This window comes from Paenibacillus sp. LS1 (assembly GCF_026013365.1).
Lineage (GTDB): Bacteria > Bacillota > Bacilli > Paenibacillales > Paenibacillaceae > Paenibacillus.
The window spans coordinates 598,921-624,428 of sequence record NZ_JAPDOE010000001.1 but is presented as its reverse complement, the minus strand read 5'-3'; the positions used below and the strand labels follow the sequence as shown (position 1 = coordinate 624,428).

The 25,508-nt window shown below is 47.4% G+C and carries 15 protein-coding genes; 12 read left to right on the top strand and 3 right to left on the bottom strand.

Features of this window, described 5'->3' with window-relative positions; all coding sequences use genetic code 11:
- The first annotated feature begins 19 nt into the window (after positions 1-19).
- From OM416_RS02490 to OM416_RS02440, 11 genes are all read left to right on the top strand, one after another.
- A complete protein-coding gene (locus OM416_RS02490; protein WP_264926670.1) occupies positions 20-976 on the top strand; it encodes an ABC transporter permease in 957 nt (318 codons plus the stop codon).
- A gap of 1 nt (position 977) precedes the next feature.
- Positions 978-2,006 carry an ABC transporter ATP-binding protein gene (locus OM416_RS02485; protein ID WP_264926669.1) on the top strand — a complete coding sequence of 343 codons (1,029 nt, stop codon included), beginning with the start codon at positions 978-980 and terminating at the stop codon, positions 2,004-2,006.
- A complete protein-coding gene (locus tag OM416_RS02480) occupies positions 2,007-3,017 on the top strand; it encodes an ABC transporter ATP-binding protein (protein ID WP_264926668.1) in 1,011 nt (336 codons plus the stop codon).
- A 185-nt stretch (positions 3,018-3,202) separates the two neighbouring features.
- Complete coding sequence (locus OM416_RS02475; RefSeq protein ID WP_264926667.1) at positions 3,203-4,570, top strand: LLM class flavin-dependent oxidoreductase; 1,368 nt, start codon at positions 3,203-3,205, stop codon at positions 4,568-4,570.
- Positions 4,571-4,596: 26 nt separating this feature from the next.
- A complete protein-coding gene (locus OM416_RS02470) occupies positions 4,597-5,820 on the top strand; it encodes an acyl-CoA dehydrogenase family protein (RefSeq protein ID WP_264926666.1) in 1,224 nt (407 codons plus the stop codon).
- Positions 5,821-5,988: 168 nt separating this feature from the next.
- Positions 5,989-6,990 carry a helix-turn-helix transcriptional regulator gene (locus tag OM416_RS02465; RefSeq protein WP_264926665.1) on the top strand — a complete coding sequence of 334 codons (1,002 nt, stop codon included), beginning with the start codon at positions 5,989-5,991 and terminating at the stop codon, positions 6,988-6,990.
- Positions 6,991-7,140: 150 nt separating this feature from the next.
- Entirely contained in the window at positions 7,141-8,940 is a 1,800-nt protein-coding gene (locus OM416_RS02460) for an ABC transporter ATP-binding protein (protein WP_264926664.1), read from the top strand.
- On the top strand, positions 8,937-10,691 hold the full coding sequence (locus tag OM416_RS02455) for an ABC transporter ATP-binding protein (RefSeq protein ID WP_264926663.1): 1,755 nt from the start codon (positions 8,937-8,939) through the stop codon (positions 10,689-10,691). Before OM416_RS02460 ends, OM416_RS02455 begins: the two co-directional genes overlap by 4 nt.
- A 76-nt stretch (positions 10,692-10,767) precedes the next feature.
- Positions 10,768-11,730, top strand: a complete 963-nt coding sequence (locus tag OM416_RS02450) for an ABC transporter substrate-binding protein (RefSeq protein ID WP_264926662.1) — start codon at positions 10,768-10,770, stop codon at positions 11,728-11,730.
- A gap of 141 nt (positions 11,731-11,871) precedes the next feature.
- Positions 11,872-12,336 (top strand): hypothetical protein, encoded by a 465-nt coding sequence (locus OM416_RS02445; protein ID WP_264926661.1) that lies wholly within the window; start codon positions 11,872-11,874, stop codon positions 12,334-12,336.
- 310 nt (positions 12,337-12,646) lie between these two features.
- Positions 12,647-13,045: an RDD family protein gene (locus tag OM416_RS02440; RefSeq protein WP_264926659.1), complete on the top strand. Its 399-nt coding sequence runs from the start codon at positions 12,647-12,649 to the stop codon at positions 13,043-13,045.
- A gap of 72 nt (positions 13,046-13,117) precedes the next feature.
- On the opposite strand, the gene OM416_RS02435 is transcribed toward OM416_RS02440, so the two are convergent.
- Complete coding sequence (locus OM416_RS02435; RefSeq protein ID WP_264926657.1) at positions 13,118-13,330, bottom strand: hypothetical protein; 213 nt, start codon at positions 13,328-13,330, stop codon at positions 13,118-13,120.
- A gap of 1,076 nt (positions 13,331-14,406) precedes the next feature.
- Here OM416_RS02435 and OM416_RS02430 point away from each other — a divergent pair.
- Positions 14,407-15,615: a sugar efflux transporter gene (locus tag OM416_RS02430; protein WP_264926656.1), complete on the top strand. Its 1,209-nt coding sequence runs from the start codon at positions 14,407-14,409 to the stop codon at positions 15,613-15,615.
- A gap of 149 nt (positions 15,616-15,764) precedes the next feature.
- On the opposite strand, the gene OM416_RS02425 is transcribed toward OM416_RS02430, so the two are convergent.
- Together OM416_RS02425 and OM416_RS02420 are read right to left on the bottom strand one after the other, a co-directional pair.
- Positions 15,765-23,081: a DUF5695 domain-containing protein gene (locus tag OM416_RS02425; protein ID WP_264926655.1), complete on the bottom strand. Its 7,317-nt coding sequence runs from the start codon at positions 23,079-23,081 to the stop codon at positions 15,765-15,767.
- Between the two features lie 337 nt (positions 23,082-23,418).
- Positions 23,419-25,404 carry a glycoside hydrolase family 127 protein gene (locus tag OM416_RS02420; RefSeq protein ID WP_264926654.1) on the bottom strand — a complete coding sequence of 662 codons (1,986 nt, stop codon included), beginning with the start codon at positions 25,402-25,404 and terminating at the stop codon, positions 23,419-23,421.
- Between the last annotated feature and the right edge of the window lie 104 nt (positions 25,405-25,508).

Below are 25,508 nucleotides of genomic sequence, written 5' to 3'. Positions count from 1 at the left end.
ACCCGAGAGGAGGCAATCCATGGCTGATACGGAGATTCAACATATAAGACTTCAAAGACAGCATTTTCGATCTGTTCGGCGCAGGCAGGCCTTCAGGCAGATTCTGTCCAATGCATCGGCTGTCTGGGGAATAGGCTTGACCTTGCTTGTGCTCTTCGTGAGCCTGGTTGGGCCGTGGATTATCACCTACCAGCCACTGGAGGTTGATATTGTCAGACGCCTGACGGCTCCAGGAGCGCAGCACTGGTTCGGAACGGATAATTTTGGACGGGATATTCTGTCACGTGTGGTTCATGGAACTCGGAATTCAGCCCAGATCGGAATCGTGGTTGCCCTGATTGCTTCAGTCATCGGTCTTGTCGTAGGGCTGTACTCCAGCATGTATAAGTGGTTGGATCAGATTCTGATGCGGGTGATGGATGCACTCTACGCCTTTCCTGCTATTCTGCTGGCTATCGCCATTATGGCTGCACTCGGTCCAAGTATGCAAAACTTGACGATCTGTCTGATCATCGTGTTCATTCCGGCGGTCGCACGAATTGTTCGGTCAGTTGCCATCGTGACTCGGGAGCAGACATACATCGAGGCCATGGAGGTACTTGGGGCATCGAACCTTCGGATCATCTGGCGGCATCTGGCACCGAATGCGCTACCGGCGTTGGTGGTGCAGGCGAGTTTTGTATTTGCGGAATCTATCATTGTGGAAGCGGCATTGAGTTTTCTCGGTGCCGGCATTCCGGCGCCTACGCCAAGCCTGGGCAATCAATTGTCCGAGGCCAAAATGTTTATTTTCAACTCCTGGTGGATGACGTTATTCCCCGGGTTTGCGCTCATTCTGACGGTACTGGCTATGAATCTGCTTGGTGATGGCCTGCGTGACATGCTTGATCCCCACACCGCTGCCGCTGTAAAGAAACCGAAGAAAAACAAGTTTGGCTTCAGAGCATGGATGCCAACTCGCAAGGGAGGTGTCTGATATGAATGTCGTTGATGTGACTGTTGATTCTGTAGAAGAACCGCTACTGGACATCAGGGAACTGGTTACCCGATTCCATACGCCACAGGGGCAGGTCACTTCGGTGGACGGGTTGTCCATGACTTTGCAGAAAGGCGAAATTGTAGGCGTGGTCGGCGAATCCGGTTGTGGTAAAAGTGTTACCGCCCAATCCGTATTACGATTGTTCGATGAGAAGCGGGAGGTTGAATACGAAGGAGAGATTCGCCTCTCAGGCACCAACCTGCTTCAGCTCTCTGAACGGCAGATGCAGGCTGTACGGGGGAATGACATCGCCATGATTTTTCAGGACCCGCTCAGCTCCTTGAATCCGGTGTATACGATCGGAGATCAGATTATGGAAGCATTGCGGCTACACCAAAAGATGGATCGGCGTCAGGCCCGCGAACGGGTCATCGCTTTGTTGAAAATGACGGGTATCTCATCCCCGGAGCAGCGAGTGAACCAGTACCCACATCAACTTTCAGGCGGCATGCGGCAACGAATTATGATCGCCATGGCATTAGCCTGCCGTCCTAAACTGTTGATTGCCGACGAACCGACAACAGCTCTCGATGTGACCATTCAGGCACAGATCATGCGATTGGTTGTGGACATATGTGTGCAGGAACAGATGGGACTTATGCTCATCACTCACGATCTGGGAGTCGTTGCTGAATCCTGTCATCGTGTTGCAGTGATATATCTTGGTCAGATTGTGGAAACGGCTAGCGTGGCTACCTTGTTCAAGCGTCCCCGTCATCCGTATTCCATTGGACTGCTTCAGTCGTTACCAAGGATCGATGGAGATCGGAAGCAGAACATGCCTGTGATTGAAGGCAGTGTACCTTCGCTCCATCACATCCCGTCCGGCTGCCGCTTCGCTTCCCGTTGTGCGTATGCAGATGCGAAATGCCATACGGACATGCCACCGCTTCGCCAGCTTGCGGATGCGGATAGTTCCGTACGTTGCTGGTATGCGGATACGATTCCGTTACAGGAGGTGAGATAGATGGCGACCCCGGATTCACAGACGCGATCGCAAGAGCCGTTACTTCAAATCACAGGACTCAGAACCTATTACTCAATCAAAAGCAAAACCAGCTATCGCAAGCAACAGGTCAAAGCCGTGGATGACGTATCCCTGAACATCTACGAAGGCGAGACCTATGGTCTGGTGGGCGAATCGGGTTGTGGCAAAAGCACGCTTGGCAAAACGGTGTTGCGCCTCCTGTCATCGCAGGACGGTGAGATTCGATATCGCGGCCAGCCAATTCACCGATTGTCCCGTCGCCGGATGCGAGCGTATCGGCAGGAGATGCAAATGATTTTCCAAGACCCCTATTCATCACTGAATCCCCGGATTACGGTGGGAGAGGCATTGGAGGAAGCACTGGTCATTCACCGGATCGGTAAGCCTGAGGAACGAACTCGTTCGGCGCTGAAGATGCTGCAAGCAGTTGGTCTGCAAGATGAGCATTACTACTCACTTCCTCATCAGTTATCGGGAGGGCAGCGTCAGCGGATTGGACTTGCGCGTGCGTTGATTCTGAATCCCAAGCTGGTGATCTGTGATGAACCCGTGTCGGCCCTTGATGTGATTATTCAGGCACAGATCATTAACCTGATGCGAAAGCTCCAGCGGGAGATGGATCTGACCTATCTGTTCATTGCTCATGATATAGCCATAGTGAGGCATATTTCGGACCGAATCGGTGTGATGTATCTCGGGAAACTGGTGGAAGAGGCCGATACCGAGAGTCTGTTTCATTCGCCGCGGCATCCCTATACCCAACTGTTGCTGTCCGCCGTCCCGATTCCTGATCCGTCCATGAAGCGGCCTTCCGTTGTAACGGATACGGATATGCCTTCGCCGCTTGAAACGATATCTGGCTGTGCGTTTCATACCCGTTGTCCGCTCGCGGATGAACAATGCCGAAGTATCGTTCCAGTAAAGCGTTCGGTGAAGGAAGGACATTGGGTGGCTTGTCATCATGCTGCGATGGGTATAGATGAGCAGTAGATGACATGTACGGTTACGGATGCCAATCAGAAATCAGAAACTAATCCTCATGTCCAATGAGGTTAATACGACAAGGTGAATAGGCTTTGAGCGAAAGTTCTAAATAAATGTGTGTTACGCACAAGTTTCCCGGCGGATGATCACCATCCGTACTATATTTTGATGTATGAAGGAGCTGACTGAGCATGAAAAAAATCCATTTGGGCGTATTCGAGGTCAACGGTGTCAATCATCTGACACAAGGCATCTGGGCCCATCCGCAGCAGCATCGGGTTAACTATAACGATGTGAACTATTGGATCAATATTGCCCGAATTCTGGAACGGGGCAAGTTCGACTTTATGTTTTTTGCCGATACGTATGGTTATCCCAAAAAGGGAAAAGAGCTGGCTTTCCGCGAAGCTGCGGGCACCCCGTCCAATGATCCGATGCTGCTGATTCCCGCGCTGGCTGTATCAACCCAGCATCTGGCCTTCACGATGACAACGTCAACCACATATGAGCCCCCTTATGCGAATGCACGCCGATTCTCCACCCTTGATCATCTGACCCAAGGAAGGGTCGGCTGGAATATCGTAACTACGAGTAACAGTTCCGCCGGCGATCTGTTCGGCAAGGACGAGTTCATTCCACATGATGAACGATATGACCGGGCAGAGGAATATATGGAGGTAAGCTACAAGTACCTGGAAGGAAGCTGGGAAGAAGATGCACTGCTCGTGGATCGTAACAACCGAGTATTCGCTGATCCTGGGAAGGTTCATAAGGTGGAGCATGAAGGAACGTATTTCCGCTCTGCGGGTTATCATGCAGCGACGCCATCGCCGCAAAGAACGCCAGTACTATTTCAAGCTGGAAGCTCGGAGCGGGGGAGAGCCTTTGCCGCCAAACATGCTGAGGGAGTGTTCCTGAAAGCTCCGACACTTGAAGTGCTGCGGGATCAGATACAGGATATTCGCCGCCGGGCGGCTGCTTTTGGCAGAGACCCGGAACAAATCAAGATTTTTACCGGACTCTCTGTTGTTGTTGCTCCTACACGGGAAGAAGCACAGCGCAAACATGAGGAGTACTTAAGTTACCAGAGCCGTGAAGCGACACTGGCGAGTTATGCAGGGGTAACAGGTATAGACCTGACTGCGCTCGATCCGGATGCATACTTCGAGAATATTCATACCGAGATGGGACAGACACATACAGACCGCTTCACGAAGCATAGCAAGGACAAGAAGAAGGTACAGGAAGTGATTGATGATTTTCTGCAAAAAGGATTTCGTGGCTTGACCGTTATAGGCACGCCGGAAGATGTAGCGGATCAGATCGAACATTGGGTGGAGTTCACAGGGTTGGACGGTTTCAATCTGGAGCCCTATGTGCTGCCCCAATCCTATGTTGATTTTGTGGACCTGGTTGTTCCTGTTCTGCAGAGAAGAGGTATATTCAAAGAGGAGTATGAGGAAGGAACCTTCCGTGAACGGTTATTTGGAAAAGGGCAGGCCCTCCTGCCTGCGCATCATCCGGGTTCAGATTATCGAGTCGGCGTACGTCAGACATAAGGTACAGGTCACTGGAGGGAAACAAGATGCAGGCTAGAAAATATAGTGAACCGCGGATCAATGCTGAACGTTATTTGTACTCTGCTTCCCAGCAAGACTTGCTCGCCAAAGTGAGAGAACTGGGTCAGCAGGTCATTGGTGTACATGCCAAGCGGATTGACCAAGAAGGGATATATCCGTTTGAATCGATGCAAGCTTTGGCGGATTCGGGTCTAGCAGTGCTTGCTGTTCCGACTGCAATGGGCGGTTGGGGAGCAGGATACGCCGGGGACGTTGAGATGATCCCGCTCATCCTCATGGAACTGGCATCCTGGTGCTCGTCCACTTCTCAAGTATTCACACTGCATAATACGGGCGTTCAGTTGGTTCATGCACTGGGGTCTGCCAAGCAGCAGGAGTTCTTTTTTGAAGAGGCACGTGCAGGGCATTGGTTCGCGAGTTTCGGAAGTGAGTCGGGTAAAGACCGATTCAAGTTAGAAAGTGAGCTACGACAGAACAAGGATGGTTATGTACTAAATGGAACCAAAATCTTCGCTACCGGCTCTCCCGGTGCAAAATGGGCGTTCTGGCGCTCGGTCTTAGCTGATACAGAGGGAAGCCAGAATGAGCGATATGTCATGCCACTTGTGGATCTGACGAGCAGCGGCATCACCATCGTGGATGATTGGAACGGCATTGGGCAGCGTGGAACCGGAAGTGGACAAGTGCTGGCGGATAACGTGCACATCCCGACAGAGCATCTTATCGGTGAACCAGGGAGCTATGGCACGGTAGATTCTTTTTTCTCCGCCCAGTTCAACATTCATTTTGCCGCACAATTTACCGGTATTGCCATGGGGGCGTATCGGGAAGCTATTGCTTATGTCCATGAACGTTCCCGCTCTTGGTCAACAGATGGAATAGCACCTAAGGACAGTTCTATCGTCAGAGTTCGATTGGGAGAATGCTCGGCCCGGATTGCCGCTGCGCGAGAATTGGTGCTTCAGGCTTCGCGGGTGCTTGGTGCCTCGTATGACCAACCAGAACTGCGGGAGACCGTTCAGATCGCAGCCTCCCAAGCGAAGATAATAGCGACCGAAGCTGCGTTGGAGGTGAGCAGTTCCTTATTTCAGGTGATGGGGGCAAGGGCAGCTACGCGGGACAATAACTTCGACATGTATTACCGGAATGCGAGAACTTTGACATTGCACGACCCCGTCGACAAACATCTGGAGTTACTTGGTCAGCGGGAACTGGAACGGTACGTATAGTACGAGTAGGTATGTGTTATGACTTATTTTCAAGCTATTGTTGAGATAGCGTTCCAGAACGCTTTTCATATGTGATTGTGTGTAATCATCTCTTCGAGGCCATATGTCCAATATGGCTTCTTTCTTATATAATTAGCTGAAACAACAGACAACGAGAGGAGAAGTCAGATGCAATCCAAGGTGTCAGAGACATGGTACGCCATTCAAAATAAAGAAGATCAGCGCTGTGCATTGGCAGCGAGATTAAATACATTTTACCAAAGCAGCTCTGCTGAACGAATCATTCATATTCCTGAAGAGATTGGTCAGGGTTACTGGCAGTTGAATCGCATTCATCCCTCTATGGAACTCGTGTATAGTGATGCGATATTCCACCGACCAACCGCTTTTAGCAGTCTGGAGCAGGATGACAGTATCAAGTTAAGCTTCTGCATTGGTGAGAGCATATCATGGAACATTGATGGCAAGCTGGGGGAATTCCATGTACATACCCAGGAAAGTTCTGCATATGGCAGTCGATATACGAGCAGTACGTGTGATTTTGGATTACAGCAGCACTTCAAAGGATTTACGTTGAAGTTGGATCAGACACCGATCAGTGGAATGATGCAGCAGCTTCCCATACAGCAGCTCATGACAGCCATCGCTGGAAGTGGGGGAGGTTTCTATAATGCGAAGATGACACCCACGATGATTCGAATTGTTAACGAGATGACACAATGCCCGTACTCGGGAGAACTGAAACAACTGTATTTAAACGGAAAAGCACTTGAGCTGCTCGCAGTATATTTCAGTGAATGCATTCTGGAGCGCCAGTTACCTGCGAATCAGGATGGGTTGTCCCGGACGGACCTATCCAGCTTGCAACAGGCGAAGCAGATTCTCGATGTGAATCTGGCACATCCGCCAACTCTTGAAGGGCTCTCTAGACAAGTGTGTCTGAATGAATTTAAGCTAAAAAAAGGATTCAAGCAATTGTTCGGTCTTCCTGTACATGCGTATGTCATTGAGCAAAGACTAGAGGCAGCGTATTACCTGCTGGAGACCAGACAGATGAACGTGACTACGGCGGCTGCAGCGGTTGGTTTTAATAAAACGAGTCACTTCTCAGCGCAATTCAAACGCAAGTATGGCATGACACCATCCACATATTTTAATCCAACTTTCTAGTAGCCTTCGTGTGGCATTTACTTATAATCCGTATTGAGGTATTTTTGCTCCGGATTGGGGTAGCGGTTGCCCACGTCCCTGTGAGATATTAATGTGCGGATATAGCACTGCGCTATATTGAGAATGATTATTAATATCAGGAGGGATGAGATGAACAACACATCTGAAGTGTCCGGGTTAATGCAAGTGACGAAGGAGCGTAAAGGTTTGCTGATCACAGCAAGTATCTTCTCGACCCTGTCGAGTCTGTTGCAGATTGTTCCTTTTATCGGGGTGTACAAGATCGTCGAGGAACTGCTAACTCATGCGGGGCAACCCTCTGCCATGGACAGAGATCTGTTGATCTATTGGGGGATCGTGGCATTCGTAGCCCTGATTGGAGGACTTATTGCGCTCTATATCGGGGGGATGTGCTCACACATCGCTGCGTTCAACATTTTGTACCAGCTCAGAGTGAGACTTGCGGAACATGTTGCCAAAGTACCCATGGGGTATCACACCCGAACGGCAACCGGTGAGCTGAAGAAGATCATCGAAGTCAGTGTGGAGAAAATTGAGAAGTTTATCGCCCATCAGTTGCCGGATCTGGTGAGTGCGATCGTCATTCCGTTAATGCTGCTGGGATACTTATTCTGGCTCGATTATCGTATGGCGCTGACGCTGTTGGTTCCGATTGGAATCGGGTTCTGGCTACAAAGCCGTATCTTCCGTAGCGAACGAGGCCGTCAGGCTTATCGTGATTTTCAGCTTGCCATTGAAGAGATGAATGCGACGGGTGTTGAGTACGTGAGAGGTATGCCTGCGGTGAAAGTATTTGGCATTACAGCTGATTCGTTTCTGACCTTTAAACAGGCGGTAACGCGGTACCGAGATATTTCGTTGAGAATAACAGATTTGTGTAAAACATCTTACGGGCTGTTTTTTGTAATCATGATCTCGTTATTTACCTTCATTGTTCCGGTGGGTATTCTTCTGTCGAGTGGAAATGCGGGGAATCAGTCGTTTGCGATCACGTTTATTCTGTTTCTGATCATTACCCCGAGTCTATCTGCACCGTTATTGAAGTTAATGTATCTGGGTAGTGGGATGCGAGAGATTGTGGAAGGACAGAAGCGGATTGAATCGGTGTTTGCCGAGCCGGTTGTTCAAGAACCTGAGTTGCCCAAAGTTCCGGATACATATGAGGTTGCCTTTCGGCAGGTATCGTTTGCTTATGAGCGTAAGGAGAGCGAAGCATATAAACCCGTACTTGAACAGATTGATTTTGTAGCCAAAGCAGGAGAGATGACTGCACTTGTCGGACCTTCTGGTGGAGGAAAGTCGACCATTGCCAATCTATTGCTTCGTTTCTGGGATGTACAGGAAGGTGAGATTACGATTGGTGGGATTCCGATTCAGAAGATGGGTACGGAGAAGCTGATGGATACCGTGTCCTTTGTATTTCAGGATGTACATCTGTTCTACGATACGATTGAAGAAAATATTCGGATGGGTAATACATCGGCTTCACTACAGGACGTTATAGCTGCGGCTCAAACTGCTTGCTGTCATGAATTTATTGAGAAGCTGGATGCCGGATATGATACCAAAATCGGAGAAGGCGGCACGTACCTGTCCGGCGGTGAAGCACAGCGAATTGCGATTGCACGGGCGATGCTCAAAGATGCTCCGATTCTGGTCCTGGATGAAGCGACAGCCTACGCGGATGCAGAGAATGAACACAAGATCCAGCAAGGTCTGGCCCAATTGGTTCAAGGCAAAACGGTACTGATTATTGCTCATCGTCTAACAACGATTCGGGCAGCTGAGCAAATACTCGTGATCCGCAAGGGAACAATTGCCGAGCGTGGGACACATGATCAATTGTGTGCATTAGGCGGAGTATATGAGCACATGTGGCAGGCCCATATCAGTGCGGCTTCCTGGAAGCTTGGAGGTGCAGTACGATGAAGAATTATCTATACAATATATCTGGCGGTAACCCTCGTAGTCTGCTTCCTTCGGTAATTGCAGCGATTCTGGACGGGATTGCAAAGATCGTTCCTGCGGCGCTGCTTGTGGACATATTCAATACGATCTATAAGTCTTTCGCTGATCCGGACAAAGGATTGGATATCAACCGAATGTGGATTGTATGCTGCATCCTGTTTGCCTGGCTTCTGGTGGAGTATGCGGCTTATGCTTCGCTCTATGACAAGACCTATCGGGCAGCTTACAGCCTCGCGGCTTCAGGACGGTTAAAGCTGGCCGAACATATTCGCCATCTGTCGCTAGGATTCTTCGGAAAACGTGATCCTGGGGATCTGACGAACCTGATCCTGAGTGATTATGGTCAGGTGGAGCATACGATCTCTCATAATCTGTCGCAGCTGATCAGCGCGATTGTGCTTCCGGTGCTCGCTTTTGGCGGACTTCTGTTGGTGGATTGGAGAATGGCCGTAGCCATGTTTGTTGCGGTTCCCTTTGGTGTGGCGTTGTTATGGCTTACGGATTCCATTCAGGCACGACTGAGTGAGAACCATGTTCGAGCCAAAAACGAAGCCGCCAGTCGGCTGCAGGAGTATCTGAGCGGTATTCGTGAGATTAAGGCCCACAATATGGGGGGCAAACGTTTTGAACGGCTGCGTCGTTCTTTTGACGAATTGAAATCAGCTTCCATTCGGTTGGAAGGCATTATGGGACCGATGATCATGGGCGCGATGTTGCTTGCACGATCAGGAATGACATGGATGATTCTCGTGGGCAGTTATTTGCTTGCAGGCGGTGAGTTGTCCCTACCGGTATTTCTGCTATTTTTGCTGGTAGGTACGAAGGTATTTGAGCCGTTGACGGTTGTACTGATGAGTTATGGGGAGATGCGGTACTCTGCATATAGTGCAAGACGCATTATGGATGTGCAGCAGGAAGCCCCGATGGCAGGAACGGGAGATGTACATGTACAGCCCAATCAGGCGATTTCATTTGACCAGGTGACCTTTGGATATGATGACCAGCAGCCGGTGTTGAAAGACTTGTCCTTTACGATTGAGCCGCATACCATTACTGCGCTGGTGGGACCATCCGGTAGTGGTAAGAGTACAGTCACACGTCTCATTGCCCGCTTCTGGGATGTACAGCAAGGAAGCATTCGCATTGGTGGCAGACCCGTTGATCAGATGGACCCGGAGAAGCTGTTGCAGGATATCTCTGTGGTCTTCCAGGACGTGTATCTGTTCCAGGATACGATCGGCAACAACATTCGTGTAGGAAAGAAAGACGCTACGCAATTCGAGATTGAAGAGGCCGCGCACAGAGCTTGTTGTCATGAGTTTATCTCCAGTCTGCCTCAAGGGTACGATACGCTCGTTGGCGAGGGTGGATCGACGTTATCTGGTGGGGAGAAACAGCGTATTTCCATTGCACGTGCTTTGTTGAAAAATGCATCAATCGTATTGCTTGACGAAGCTACAGCTTCACTTGATCCGGAGAACGAAGCCGCGGTGCAGCAAGCGATTAATGAGCTGGTCGCGGACAAGACGGTTATTTTGATTGCACACCGATTAAAGACCATTCAAAATGCCGATCAGATCCTTGTACTGGACCAAGGTCAGCTCGTAGAGCAAGGTACTCATACGCAATTGTTAGATTATTCGGGTATCTACGCTCGTCTGTGGCAATTACAACAGGATGCGGAAGGCTGGCAGGTAAAAGTGAACGGATGATGAGTGTTCGATGAGATGAATGAAGTAAATAAGCCTGATGTAGTAAATGAACTGACATAAAAGGAGAATGACGACGATGTTTAAACGAATTCCTGTATGGATTGCACTATGCTGTATGCTCACCTTGACGGCCTGTGGAACGAACCAGACCACCAGCGAAGTGGCTAACTCCTCAGAGGCAACAGCACAAGCGACGACCAAAGTGATTACCAACCCGAATGGAGAAGAGATTACGATCCCCTTGAATCCAGAGCGTATTGTTGATCTATCCGGCTCTACAGAAGAACTGTTGATCATTGGGAAAACACCTGTAGCGACAATGAGCGCGGATTACGGTAACCCGGAGGAGCTCACGCCAACCATTAAGGATCAGCTGAGTGCAGATACCGTTAATCTGGGCTGGTATGGTTTCCCCTTAAGCATTGAAGCTATAGCGGGTGCCAATCCGGATCTGATTATCCTGGGTAAGGATTTTAACACGGATCAGTATGAAACTTTATCCAAAATCGCGCCTACGATTGCATTGCCATACTCCTACTTTGATTGGAGAGAACGTTTGACGTTCCTGGCAGACACGTTTGGAGAAGAAAGCAAGAAAGATGAATATCTGGCCAAATATGATGCGAAATCTGCAGAGTGGAAACAAAAGCTGGAGGCGGCAGTAAACGGTGAATCCTTTGCCGTGATTGAGACATATCCAAACAATCTGGTCATCTATTCCAATAAAGGTGCAGCTGAGATGTTATACGGTGAATGGGGCCTGAAGCGCACAGAGGGTATCCCTGATCCAGAGGGCTGGGGCGGTAAACAGATCGCACTGGAGGCTCTGGTTACCGTTAATCCGGATCGTCTGCTATTGATGGAGAATAGTGAGAACAAGATGGTCGATAGCAAAGTGTGGAATAACATGAACGCCGTGAAAAATGGCAAGATCTATAAAATCTCCAATGTCGATAATTACAACTACTCGTACACAGCCATGGGAAGAATGGAGCTTATGGACCGCCTGGGTACGATGATTCTTGAAGGGCAAAAGTAGTGTAGGTGGATTAGAGCATTCACTATGGATTAACTTTAACAATTAACAGAACTTAATGGCGGCATATGTGTAAATGTGTAGTTTGTTCGAAAACATGCAACTTGAGCGGTTCGGGTTGCGTTTAGACATTGGGGTGATCTGATGTTGGTGAACGCGGTTCAACGGTACATGGTGTTAGCATTTATATTTATCGGTATAAGCTTAACGGCAGGCTTCATTCTTGAAAGGATTGAAGGATACCAAATTACAACGACAGAGTATTACGGCTTACGTAATGCAGGGGGCCTGATATATATTTTATCGCTCATCCTGGGATTCGGTCACTATTTACTCGCTTTTTATGTTGTTATTCTTAGCCCGATCGCATGGCTGTTACAGAAATATGTACGCTTTCCTATGGTGAGAACCGTCATCTATATGGTTGGGTTTGGATGGGGCGGGCTGTGGGTTTTTGATCTCATGTACAATCCATATTTTGTGAATGGATACCATCTGAACCAAGTAACATCGATATGGATATTTGCCGTCGTTGGGTTAGTCTATGCTATTGTGGAGAATAAGATTTGGCGAAAAGGGCAGATGCAGAACGAACAGAAGACTACTTAACAAAAGTTGAGTAGCCTTTTTGGTTTACATAATTATTATTGTGTTTATGTTGGAGAGTGAGGAGCCGCATTAATTAAGGACGATAATGTAAGAGTAAGTAGTAAACACGGACAGCAGTTAAGATAATTCGATAGTTTGTTATAAAATTCACAAAGAGTGAAAGTGATAAGAAATAGGAGTTATATCGTAAATAGGTAAAATTTTCTGTTATACTATCTGAGTTGTGTACATAAAGTTAGATATTTTATGAAGGGAGTTCATGAAGTAAATTAGCCGTTTAGTTTAAAATTGTAGTTTGGAGGAAAGCATTTTGTATAAAGCAGGTTTTTGGATTAGATTAGGAGCAAATGTGTTGGATAGTCTTATTATTTCAATTCCGTTAGTGATTATTGCAGGTATTCTTACGGGCAACTTTGATACGGATGAGCCGATTGCAAAACTGCTTAGTGCGTTATACTCAATTTTATTACCAGTTTACTGGTATGGTCGAACCATCGGTAAGCGTATATGTGGAATTCGAATCCGTAAATATGACACACACGAACCGCCAAAAATTGGTACGATGCTGATGCGAGTTGTTGTGGCTGGACTTGTGTATGTAATAACTTTAGGTATCGGAATTATTGTGAGTGCTTTTATGGTCGGTCTGCGTGAGGATCGACGTGCGATTCACGACTTCATAGCAGGAACAGAAGTAGTCTGGGATTAAGTCGGAGATTATAAAGAATTGGCTGTACAAGGGTGAAAATCACTGTGCAGCTTTTAAATCATTAGCACTATTTCACAAAACTCGTATTTTGTACATATGTATAAGACCCACAAATCTTACAAATGCAGCTTTAGAACTTCCTGGGTTAGATAAAGTGTAATCAGTACTAAGCCATTTATCTGTATTAAGAAAATCGCGTAGTTCAATTGATCCGCCTTCTAGGGGTTCCATCAAATCCATTATTTCTTTTAGAAAATGTACCTTGTCACTTCCGTACATTTCCATATTTTATCCCCCCATTCTAACTTACCGCCAACCAAATTCGACCCAGAAACTGTATTTATCCTGCTTAATAGTTGCTAACAACGATAAACTCGTCGATACTTTTAGTGTGGTTCACCGCGTCTAATCTTGAAAGTATCCTATCCGTTAGTTGAATAACGCAACCAATCACAATGATCGGCTGCTTTTTTTGTTTTATTGAGCTAACGTTTCCCGTTAGCTTAATTTACAATAGCTAAAGGTGTTTGGTACGTGTCTTGTAAGCATTTAAATATAAATGATCCAATACTCATTTGAACAGTCGCCAATATAATATGCAACCGCTCAATCGCTCACCAAACTAAAAATGAAGACTGGCTACCTTATAATAGTCAGTCTTCATTTTAGTTTGGTATAAATCCCTCTTATTAACTGTAGAACTATAAAAATCTTCACTATGAAATCGATATCTCGGCAGGCTTGCCCTGGAAGGACAGCATATCGTCACTAAGCAGTGCAACTTGCGGTCCAAGCGCTGGGGAGTTCGCATCTGTGGAATTTATAAAACAAAATTAAAGCTGATTGGAGATAATCCTTCCGAGGTATACATCTAATCGGAAATCGGATGAATTACTTTGATTCTTTGTATGGATAAATGTGTCTATAAGAAATTATAGAACCCGTCTTTTCTTACATTTTATATGGTTTAATATGCTAAATAAGATTATCTTCTGATTTCGCCTCTCAACGGATATCCTTGCCCTTGGATAACCAGTTCCTACTGCCAATCCTGTAGCGGACATTCACCGCGAACTCATCGTCCATGTCGGACACATTAGCAAAAAACAAGAGATCTAGAAAATCAGATCTCTTGTTTTGAATCGTATATATAGAACTCCAAAGGTGTGATCCTGCCTTTAATTTACTGTATAGTCACACGAGTCTATGGTAGGTTTAAGCAAGCATTTGGCACGAATGTTATATTGTTTGTGTTGTCATTTAGTACATAATAAAGATGTACGATTGATTCTATTCAGCCATGAATGTGAGCATTTAATGGTGATTACACAACAACAAATTCTGAGGAGTAATTTTACACTATGATCAATCGATTCATCAGCTTATTTTCTATTCCTTCGTATGCTTTACTCTTTATGTGTATGGCATTACAGGGAATGGGCATTTCACTCAGCACCCCCTTTTTATCTATTTATTTCACGGAACAGCTTGGCGTATCTATTGGAATGTTTGGTCTTTATCTAGCCGTTACACTAATTGCAGGAATATGGATCAGCACGCTAATCGGGAGACGTTCTGACCTTGGCTTGAATCGGAAGAGCGTTTATCTTTTCTCTACTCTCTCTAATGTCTTGGCCTTTAGTGGATACTTGTTCATTCAAGATTTTCCGATGTTGTTCATTTACATGACTGTGTTTACTGCCCTTGGTGCACCAGGGATGCCCCAGTTGTTCGCTATTTCTAGAGAAGCAGTGATAAAGAGTCATTTTACGGAGCGTGCGTTTGCTAATTCTACCTTGCGTTCTGCTTTCTCTCTCGGCTTTATTACAGGTCCGTTAATCGGCACTTTATTACTCACTGCTATTGGATTTAAGGGGATTTTTTTGGGAACGATCGGAGCTTTCCTGCTCGTAGCTCTGCTTGTTTTCCTGTTTCTCAAATCAAACACAGAAATGAAGAGCAGTAATGCTGAAGCGAATATAAAAAGTTTCAGACTGGCTCAAAACCGGGATATTCTAATTCCTTTTCTCATTATGGTACTCATGTATACGGCTCATTGGATGAGCAGCATAAACACGGCTCTCTTTATTACAAACAATCTTGGGGGAACGACAAGTCATGTCGGTTTAGTCAGCAGTATATGTGCTGCGCTGGAAATTCCCTTTATGATTGTACTCGGTCTACTTAGTGCAAAGTATAGTAACCGAATCTTGGTGTTTTGCGGGGCTATTTTTGGAGGAGCTTATTATTTCGTTATCCTTATCTCAAACGAGATGTGGCAAATGCTTGCAGCACAAATTTTGCTCGCTGTTTTTGTCGCGGTCATTTCTGCGATTGGAATTAGCTACATTCAGGACCTGCTGCCTAGTATGCCGGGATATGCTTCCACACTCTATTCGAATTCATCCACTATCGGCAGGCTGATTGGTAGTCTTGTTGGTGGTGGAGTAGCCAGCATTGTGGGTTACCGATACTCATTTATCTTCTGCTTTATACTTATCATTGTTGCTGTAATTATGCTTGTTGTAAGTGGACGACAGCCTGTAGATGAACCGCAAATTTCAACTTAACTACGCCGATTCAACGGGATAATTTAGGTTTTTGAGCTTTTCTAGGTATGGGGTAATTAACATTGGCACAGCATCATGCTTGAAGCATTCCCTTAAACGGAAACCGACCTTGGTCCTGCATAAAACAGGATCAAGGTCGGTTTCTTTAATTATAGCTGCAAGAAAATCTTATACAGAACTTGAGCAGCTTCTGCTCTGGTTGTCGTTCCGCCAGGACTCAAGATGACATTGCTTCGCCCGTTTATGAAACCCATTGTAACCATTGCAGCCATGTCATCAACTGCGTACTTTGCTACATTTGCCGCATCTGTAAATCTCTTGAGATCCTCAGCTGAAGGGGTCTGCTCGGTTTTGCTCACTGCCCGCAAAGCCCGCATGGTCAGCACAGCTAAATCTTGTCTAGTAATTTCCGTTCCCGGATAGAAGCTGCCGTTCGTGCCCAGGGCGATCCCAAGTGCTTTGGCGATTCCGATTTCCTCATAATAGAGGTCTGTTTGCTTCATATCACTGAAAGTAGTGTTAAACTCTGCTTGGAGATCCAGTGTCCTTACCAACCAAGCTAGATACTCACCTCTTGTGACCTTTTGCCCGGGACTAAAGCTTGTTGCTGATGTCCCGTCGATGATTCCTTTGGACGCCATTGTTTCAACCGCTGGTGTGTACCACGAATCCTTGATGACATCATTGAAGAATTTCTTCGTATAAACAACGGCATATTGACCTGTGTTTGCCGCTGGGAAAATCATGGCTTGTAGAGTACTGTTGTATTTGCCGTTCAGTAGCTGAACAAATGTACTGTTTGCAGCCACGTACGAAACTGTAAGGTATTTGGAATTGGCCAATTCTTCAACATCAGGAGTATAATGCAGTCTGATTTCAGCCGGTGCATTCAAGGTTGCCATTTCTTCTCCATCTAATTGCACAGCGAATACAATAACAGGTCTGCTGGCTATCACTGATTTTACATCTGAATGAAGCTTTATAGTATTTAGCTGGCTCAGTGAAAGTTCCACATTTTTGGCACCTGATACATACTTCAGCAAATTAGAAGGTACTGCAACGGTTCCAAATTCCGTGTTAATCTCAATCTTGATGTTGGCATGCGCTGCGGTTAGTGCAGCTGCAGGAAGCTCAACCGCATAGGATTTGGCTCCCTCTGCTTTCGGAATGTGCACCATGATTGTTTTAATATTACTGCTATTCGCTTTTACATGCTCCAGAGCCTTATTAAGGTCTTCCTGACGGATGGGTGCACCTTTAGCTTTACCAGTTTTGGTATCCGTCTTCGGTGCCACAATTTTAATCCAATTTCCTTCGACTTTGATGTTTTCAGGAGCCGGTGAAGGTGTGGTCACTGACACAGGAGCATCCGTTGACGGCGGTGTTTCCGTAGGCTTCGGATTGATTGCTGGATTGCTGATAGCGACAGTAAGGGATTGGCTCGCATATTGAGTTGTCGTTTCTTTATATCTTACTTCGTAGAGTCCGTTACCAAGAGCTGTAACCTCTGTGCCTGTGATCGCATTCCAGCTGCCAGCGTTCACTCCTACTTGCCGATATTCCATTACAGGACTTACACCAGTGATCTTACCATCCTTTGCCCCGGCTGCACTGACATTTACAGCCTTGACCTCTGCACTGGACGGCGGACTTTGCTCCTGCTTGGTTCCGTCAGGCACAACGATCAGGATAGCAGGACTTGGATTGCTCATATCCGTCCCGGCGTACCGAAGCTCGTAGCTGCCGGCCTCAAGGCCTTCAATACTGGATCCACTAACCGGCATGTAACCACCTTGATCCGCCTTTCGGTACTCCATATCGACAGTCACATTTTCAATTCTGCCATCATTCTCGCCTGCCGCTGTAGGCGGTGTAATGACGAGTCCTTCCGCTGTTGGTGCCTCTCTGTCTGCCTTGGCTTCATTGCGAATGTCCACGGTTACCGGCGGACTTGCCTTTAGGCTGTCTGTGGCTGCATACCGGATCTGATAGCTGCCAGGCTCCAGATCGTTGATACTTGAACCTGTAACAGGCGTGTAGTCCTCTTCGCCCAGCTTCCGGTATTCCATCGTATCATCCAAGCCCTCAATTATGCCTTTTAAGCCGGTATCCGAATTGGCGTGTGAGATTACCCACCCACTCGCATCGGGTGAAGCCTGCTCCTGAGTCTGCCCTTCCGGAATAACGACTTCTTTATCCAGGCTGGCGCTCAGCGAACCGTTCTTCATATACCGGACATAATATTTACCGGCGGTGAGACCTGTGACCTCAATTCCTGCAATTGCAATATATTCTTCTTCGCCTTCATTCTTATACTCCATTTCTGTTGTCACACCGATCAATTTGCCGTCATCTCCATCAGGAATGGACGGTGCCACACCGGCCGGTGTTACTGGAGCCTCACGATCAGGATTGGGTATGGCCTGGTGAACTTCCCATTCCCATAGGCCTACACCGTTATCGCCTGCCCGCGATTGTTTGGTCAGGGTAACCCGCACTGCCTTTACATTCAGCACCGAGTCAAACGTGTAAGGATTGGAGGATTCCGCTGGAGTATGTTCAACCACTTTGATTCCCTCCGTAACCTTTCCTGCTGTTACCCATTCATCAGTTGCACTATCCGCCGGGATGTAGGAATATACAATTTGGGTAGGCGGCTTGATTCCGCCGCCATCTGACCACAGCACCAAATTCAAACTCTGGATAGATGTACCCTGCGGCCATTCATATTGCACCCACTCCTCTGCGCCTTCATGACCCCAGGTTCCCCAATGCAAAATGTTGTTGCTATCCTTCCTTCCATCATTCACTGCCGCCAGACTCTCCCAAGGTGAGGTGAAGCTGGAAGAAGCATTCGCGAGGAAAGCCATATTACCGTCATTCGGACTCAGCAGACGCAAATCCGTCAGCAACTTTTCGAGCGCCAGGGCAATTTCCTCGTCTGTGGCATTTATATTCTTGATCACAGCAGATGCTTCCGTCTTCGCCGCTTCGATTGGCGCAAGACCTGGATCTGCAAGGTTCGAAGCATTTAATGTATTTACATAGTTATAGACCTTGATCAGTTCTGTCTTATCTACCGCTCCGGTATAGCCGTATACCTTCCATTCCAGAATACCACTGCCATTAACGGAAGGTTTCATGTCCATACGAACACCTGTAATATAGGCTGGCTCAAAGGTCGTTGTATTGTATTTATTAAGTTCATTGCCCAATCCCTTTATGTCCCGAGGGGTATACCATTTCCCATCTTCGCCGCGAAGCATAAGCTGCATATCCTTCGGACGGAAGTTCCCGCCGTTGTCTTGAAATACATATACATCCATGGATGAGGCCAGGAATGGCTGATCCCATTCATACGTCACCCATGCTGGATCTCCTTCTCTACCCCAGTTATGCCAAGCACTGTTGGGGGCACCTCGGTTCGGAGAGAAATCTGCCGAGCTTTTAGGTTCAATGCCGTTATTCATCGCTTCCGGATATCCGTCGCCACCAGAGAAGCTAGCGGAAGCCTTGGCTGTCAGCGCCGCATTTTGCAGCTCAGTATTCACGACATGTACGCTAGCCCATACCTCCAAAGCACTTCCATTGACCGTTCCTCTGGCTTCAAATTGGCCTACACTAGCATAGCTTCTTGGATCAATAGCATCCCAAGTGATTTCCTGCTCTAGATACCCTTCCTCTAACAAAATATAGATTTTTCTAGGAAGTTCTGGTTCAATATCCTTCTTGGTCACTACGCTTAATGCCCGGTAAACGTCAACGGTATCTTCCTTGATCTCTATCGTTATATCCTTGCTGGTCTTCTTATCTCCGTCTGCCGCACTGAAGGTAAACGTGTAGGTGCCTGCCGTACTTACACGAGCATAGCCTGCTGCTTTGTCACCATCCACAAATGAAATGTCCGCTGAACCTTCAGGCTTTTGCTTGACGGCCCAAGTATACTTCAACTGGGGTTCTTCTGCCTCGCTATGCACAGGGTCAGGAATGGCCTCCCCGGACAATACTACGATACTGTTATTGGAAACATCCTGAACCGCAATCACTTGGCCAATTGCCGGAGGCTGTTTATCCGGCGGGGAAGCCAGCTCGAAGATGATTTGGCTGGAGCCAATCAGTTGTCCATCACTTGCGCTAAGCTTAACTGTATACGAACCTGCTTTGGTACCCGTAGCCTGTGTAATGCTTGCTTTCGGATGAGTAAAGGTTAGCTTGCCGCCTTCCGGAGCGCTGACCACTTCCCATTGATAAGACAGAGTCCCTTCAGGCGCGCCATCATCGGTTACAATCCCATTCAGCATAAATGGAATCAACGCCTGTGGATGTTGTGTCGCCAGCTCTACAGTAATTTGCGGAGCTTCATTTTCGCCGCCGGCTGACTTTTCAATGATCAATTCAGCACGCTGCACGCTACCCATCTGAAACATGGCAACGCCTTCATTGTTCTGAACATAGAACTGTCCGGCAGCTGCACCATCCAGCTTCATGGTATAGTAGCCATTCTCCATCCCCACTCCATCGAACAAAATCCGTGAAGTATGCTCTTTCCCTGATGGATTCAGGAGCTGAAGTGTAAAACCCTTACCATCTTTTTGAATTTGCGCGCTTTCTACTTTATCACTTTCCAGCTCCAAATAGATTTTCTCATCGATCAGATTGATTCGTTTGCCGAAACCGTCTTTCGGCGTAATGTTGTAGCTGTCTCCTTGGTCACTCACCAGCGCTCCATAACCAAAGAGCCCGAATATCGGATCTGTGACAATATCGGAACTGATGCTGAGAAGGGAACCATAGAGGCCTTCTTCCGATTCGCCCGAAAAATCATTCCAGCCGTTACTCATGACGCGTGAGCCGCCATCGTATACGTCCTTCGTACCTGTACCTCCCTTATACATCGAATATCTCCAAGAGGTACTGCCAACTGAATTAGCCGAAATCTGTCCCATATTGACGGCATTGAAGTTCGAAATCTTCGCGGCATAATTTCGCTGCTGTGCAATGGCCTTCTGCTCCACCGATCTGCCATCATTCTCATACCTTAACCAGTCATCCATAATGTATCCTGCTAGAGACGCAGTATATTGGAAATTCCACCAGCCTTCACCGCCGCGGAAAACGGGCACGGAATAATGGAACCAGGTAGGCTGAATACCACGCATGGCACGTGTTTTCCAATCGGCCATTTCCATACTTTTCTCAGCTGCACCTGTAAGTGCGTCTGCTGGATAGTACGTGCGCAGTGCTTTCGCTGCTGCATAAGCCCCTTCTTCGCCAGTATTGTCATATTCAAATTCCGACCCGTAAGGATAAGTGGCTCTAGTCATATTCCGTCCCTTGTCGAGGGCGAACTTTTTCTGCAGATTGGCTGACTCGTTCAGCATCCCCTCTTCCTTCAGTGCTTCAATCATATGCGGGATTTGCTGCTCGCCATAGAATCCGATGGCCCCGGTGGAAACACGCTTATAGTAGATGTTATAAGCTTTCTCCAGATAAAACTGAGGCGATTCCCGGTACTCGATCAGATTAGGATAAGCCTTCTGAATCCGGTACATGTTGAAAAATCCGGTAGCTTCCATGATTTCGGAGAACGTACGTGTATAAGGCTTATCTTTGTCGGTGTACGCTCCAGAATCTTTCAGCCAGTTCGCAACGATGTAGCTATCCTGCGTATTCTTCATGTATCGTTCCCACATGAAATCGATCAGGTATGTCTCGATAGAGCGAATTTCATCGGGACTTGGAGCCAGATAGTTCTTCATCGTCATGAAGTTGATGTTATCATGGCTCCAGTCATCCCCCCAATGGCTTGTATTGAGATCGATGCCACTTGTAAGATACCAGTCGAAATAGTTACCATAAGTCGGACTTTCCGGGTTCTTATCCTGTGTTTTCTGGACCATGAATTCGGAATGGGCATCCGAGATTGCATCCAGCTCGGCTAGAACATTGAATTCAAATTGAGTGAATTTATCCACCCATTCGTTGCCGTCCTTCAGCTTATATTCGATACGCACGCTGTTATTGCCGATTGAATCAAACTGAAGCGAATAGATGTGATGCTGTTCACCATTTACGATCTTGGTCTCCACAAACTCAACCGACTCGTTGTAGCCAGGGTTCCCGTCAGACAGTCCACGTCCGGCCCGCGAGTTGTCAACCATTTCCTTTCTGCTCTTCCCAGGCTTGATATCCGGAATATGCGCTTCATCAAACGGATCATTCTCTGCCACATTTTGAATATCGATGGATTGTACATCAACGATATTGTCGTCATAGTGCAGGTCTAGCTTGACAGGCATATTGATTGCAGTCTGGAAGCCCGGCACCGCTACGGCATCAATCATGCCTGATTTATATAGGATGGACCGCAGATTGGCTTCACGGTCTTCCATCGAGGTCGAACTGTTATTTGGGCTTTGGGTACTTTCCTGCGGCGTGTTGTCTCCTCCTCGGACTGCTGAGAATTTGAACTTATACGTCTTGGACTCATCCGGTCCTAGAACGAGGCTGGAAGCATCAGTGAAGTATCCGCGTCCCGTTTTCTGGATTTCTTTGGAGTGAATATAGAGCACGTTCAGCCCTGGATACCAGCCACCACTGTCTCCTGTCCAGTTCTTAAAGGTATCTGCAGCACGTCGCTCTCCTGCTTCATGCATCCAATAATCCACATACTCGATTCGAGCGCCGCTCTCCGGCACCGGAGTGAAGAGCATGAAGTTCCCCTCACCACTGGTGCGGATGGCATAAGAATATCCACTGTCAGCACCTGCGAAATTATGCACCGTCACACGGTCATCATAGGTATCGGATAAGGTCTGATATTTGTTATTCCAAGGCATCGGCAAGCCGATATCCCCGAATTCGATATACTGATTGCTTTTGTTCTTCACCGTAATTTCCCAAAGCATTGAACCATCATCGGTCTGCATATCAAAAACGGATTTCACATCGAAGCCCTTCATTACCCGCTGGTCTGTAGAATTCAGGTTCTGTCCAATAAAGTTGACTTCTACCTTCTTGCCGTCTGCTGATGCGGTCTTGTTCATATAGCGGTTATCCGGATTAATGGTCGAGACTTGTGTAGATCCCCCGGCAGCCAATGTTTTATTGGTATCAACTTCTACAAAGCCGTCCCTGTTATCAGGGAATTGTCCATTGGCACCCGTACGGTAAGAGAAGATCAGTTCCCCCATCCATTGGTGCTGGGTACCATTCTGCGGCGATGTAGTGTTAGGCAGGACGAAATTGATTGGCTTCCCCTGTTTATTGGTAGGATTGTTGTTGATATAGAGCTCCTCAATCTGACCTAAGTCGCCGACTCTGGCCGACAGGCTGGCATTGGAGATACCGGTCTTTACCGCAGCCGTCGCTGCCTCAGGCAAAGCGTTAACCTGCAGCGGCAGACTTGAAAATGCCAGGAGCAGCGCGATCATGAGCGGCTTCCACTTCTTCGAAATCATTGTCATTATAACCTCCTGTATATATGTGATCATATCCATTAGGGGTTTAATTCTCTTAAACCGGTAAGTATAGTTTCTTTTACGAAATACCTTTGACCGATCCAGCGAAAATGACGTTCATTCTTTCGTCTAAAGTAGAATCTCTAAGTCGATTGTTAAGATAATCGAATCCTATAACCGTTACTCCACTGAGGTGCCGGATTGGTCTCGCCCATCCTTCATTTCATCACCCCGCCCATTTGTCCGCTCATCAAAGATCGCGTTATCCTACAGCGCGTATTGTGGGTCTGTCGGGAGCTTTCCCTTTGCATACCTTATTACAGCAGCGCTAGTAGACTTCTTCTTATTCGCTTTCGCGAATCCAAACGCTCATTTCTCCCTCATCCCGATTGGCCCAAGTGAAGTAAGGAATGAACCGAAGCTCGGCAGGCTGTGTATCCCAGTGAACATCACTGCGATACAGATGTATTCCCCAGTCTTCTTGGGATACGATTCTCTGCCCAATGGTTGTAAGAGCCGGAACCCCCAGAGGCATCTGTTCCCCGCTACCGATATGAAACTCGGCATGCCGGGGTAACTGAATGCGATGCAATCCGCGGCCATTGTCGACTTCTTCGAGACAGTACATAAACGGTCCCCGCTGGATGGCTACTTTTCCGAAAGTGGCTTTGATGTGATCATGCCCTTTCATCCGCAGCAACTCCATAGGGAAGTGAAGTTTAATCTCATCACCGGGTTTCCACGATCGGGTCACTTTTATGTAACCGTATTCAAAATTAAAACCATCCTGTTCGCTCTTCTCCCCATTAATCCACAGCTCGGGAATCTTGCACCAGTCCGGCTTTCTCAGAGCTATCGTAAACTGCATTCCCTCTGGGGAATCAGGCCGAACGATCAGCTTCACATCTCCAGTGGAGGTATAGTCAGAGTCCATGGTTAAGGCTGCTCTCCTACCCTCAAGTGTGAATTCCCCTTCCCCTCCGATGTACAATTGTACATACAACGTAGCCTGTTCCACAGCCGGGGTATATACATATTGATCCAATGAGGCAAGTAATCGCGCAATGTTCGGCGGACAGCAAGCACAACCAAACCACCCTTGCCGGCGTGTTCGCACGTGGGCATAATTAGGATTTACACGTTGCATCTTCGGATCGACTTCAAGCGGATTCACATAGAAGAAACGTTGACCATCCAGAGACATTCCACTAATCACCGTGTTGTACAGGGCTCGCTCCATAACATCTGCGTACCGGCTATCCTGCTCCATCTGCAGCATGCGCTTCGCCCAAAAAATCAGGCCAATTGAGGCACAGGTCTCTGCGTAGGCGGTATCTCCAGGCAGATCATAATCGCCTGTAAATGCTTCTTCTTTGGCTGATGAACCAATGCTTCCCGTAATGTACATTCGCTTGCTTACGATGTTGCTCCACAACCGTTCACAGGCTTCTTTCAGCGATGTATCCTCCGTCTTCGCAGCTACATCTGCCATAGCCGCGCACATGTAAACCAGTCGAACCGAATGGCCTTCTGCTGTCGACTGCTCCCTAATAGGCAGATGGGACTGCGAGTACGTGTGCCGGTGAACCATATCCAACTCGCCAAAATGTATGGTACGGCCTCTTTGCTCCCATTCCTCTACAAAAAAATGCGGACTCGCTCCCCGCTGATCCAGAAAATAACGGCTCAGTTCCAGATATTTCTCTTCTTTTGTCGTCTCATACAATTTGAAGAGTGCAAGTTCAATCTCCTGATGTCCATCATAACCTGGCAATTGTCCCGGCTTTGTACCAAACACGGTGCCTATATGATCGGCCAAGCGAATAACCACATCCAGCAGCGTGCGCTTGCCCGTGGCATGATAGTACGCCACACCAGCCTCAATCATATGTCCTGCACAATAAAGTTCATGACACTCGGCGAGGTTCGTCCAGCGCACCCCAGGTTCACGCAGGGTGAAGTACGTGTTCAAATAACCATCGGCTTGCTGTGCCCGAGCTATGGTCTCAATAACAGAATCCACGAGGACTTCAAGTTCCGGGTCGGGTTTCGCTGAGAGCAGGTACGAAGCTGCTTCAATCCATTTCGCAACATCACTATCCTGAAAAACCATGCCATAATGAACGCCCTCTTCATCCCCTGCAGCAATGCGGAAATTCCGTATGGCCCGGCTTGGTTCAGCTCCTTCGATACGGTCATTGAGCGCTTCCCATTGATAAGGAACAACTACGTTGCGGACCAGTTCAATATAATGCGACCAGAATGGATCATTGATTTTATGGCTATAACCTGATGTCTGTGGATGGTGCGTGACGTCTGGCTTTGTCATGGGAACCTCTCCTTGTTCTTTTTTGATAACCTTATTTTACAAATCATTACATCAAGCTGAAATCATCATTTCCAACTGAAATTTACATAATTACAACCTATAAG

Excerpts from the sequence above, each read along its gene's own strand:
- OM416_RS02470 (WP_264926666.1), top strand. The coding sequence starts at position 4,597 with ATGCAGGCTAGAAAATATAGTGAACCGCGGATCAATGCTGAACGTTAT.
- OM416_RS02465 (WP_264926665.1), top strand. The coding sequence starts at position 5,989 with ATGCAATCCAAGGTGTCAGAGACATGGTACGCCATTCAAAATAAAGAA.
- OM416_RS02490 (WP_264926670.1), top strand. The coding sequence starts at position 20 with ATGGCTGATACGGAGATTCAACATATAAGACTTCAAAGACAGCATTTT.
- OM416_RS02455 (WP_264926663.1), top strand. The coding sequence starts at position 8,937 with ATGAAGAATTATCTATACAATATATCTGGCGGTAACCCTCGTAGTCTG.
- OM416_RS02420 (WP_264926654.1), bottom strand. The coding sequence starts at position 25,404 with ATGACAAAGCCAGACGTCACGCACCATCCACAGACATCAGGTTATAGC.
- OM416_RS02450 (WP_264926662.1), top strand. The coding sequence starts at position 10,768 with ATGTTTAAACGAATTCCTGTATGGATTGCACTATGCTGTATGCTCACC.
- OM416_RS02460 (WP_264926664.1), top strand. The coding sequence starts at position 7,141 with ATGAACAACACATCTGAAGTGTCCGGGTTAATGCAAGTGACGAAGGAG.
- OM416_RS02485 (WP_264926669.1), top strand. The coding sequence starts at position 978 with ATGAATGTCGTTGATGTGACTGTTGATTCTGTAGAAGAACCGCTACTG.
- OM416_RS02480 (WP_264926668.1), top strand. The coding sequence starts at position 2,007 with ATGGCGACCCCGGATTCACAGACGCGATCGCAAGAGCCGTTACTTCAA.
- OM416_RS02425 (WP_264926655.1), bottom strand. The coding sequence starts at position 23,081 with ATGACAATGATTTCGAAGAAGTGGAAGCCGCTCATGATCGCGCTGCTC.
- OM416_RS02445 (WP_264926661.1), top strand. The coding sequence starts at position 11,872 with ATGTTGGTGAACGCGGTTCAACGGTACATGGTGTTAGCATTTATATTT.
- OM416_RS02430 (WP_264926656.1), top strand. The coding sequence starts at position 14,407 with ATGATCAATCGATTCATCAGCTTATTTTCTATTCCTTCGTATGCTTTA.
- OM416_RS02435 (WP_264926657.1), bottom strand. The coding sequence starts at position 13,330 with ATGGAAATGTACGGAAGTGACAAGGTACATTTTCTAAAAGAAATAATG.
- OM416_RS02475 (WP_264926667.1), top strand. The coding sequence starts at position 3,203 with ATGAAAAAAATCCATTTGGGCGTATTCGAGGTCAACGGTGTCAATCAT.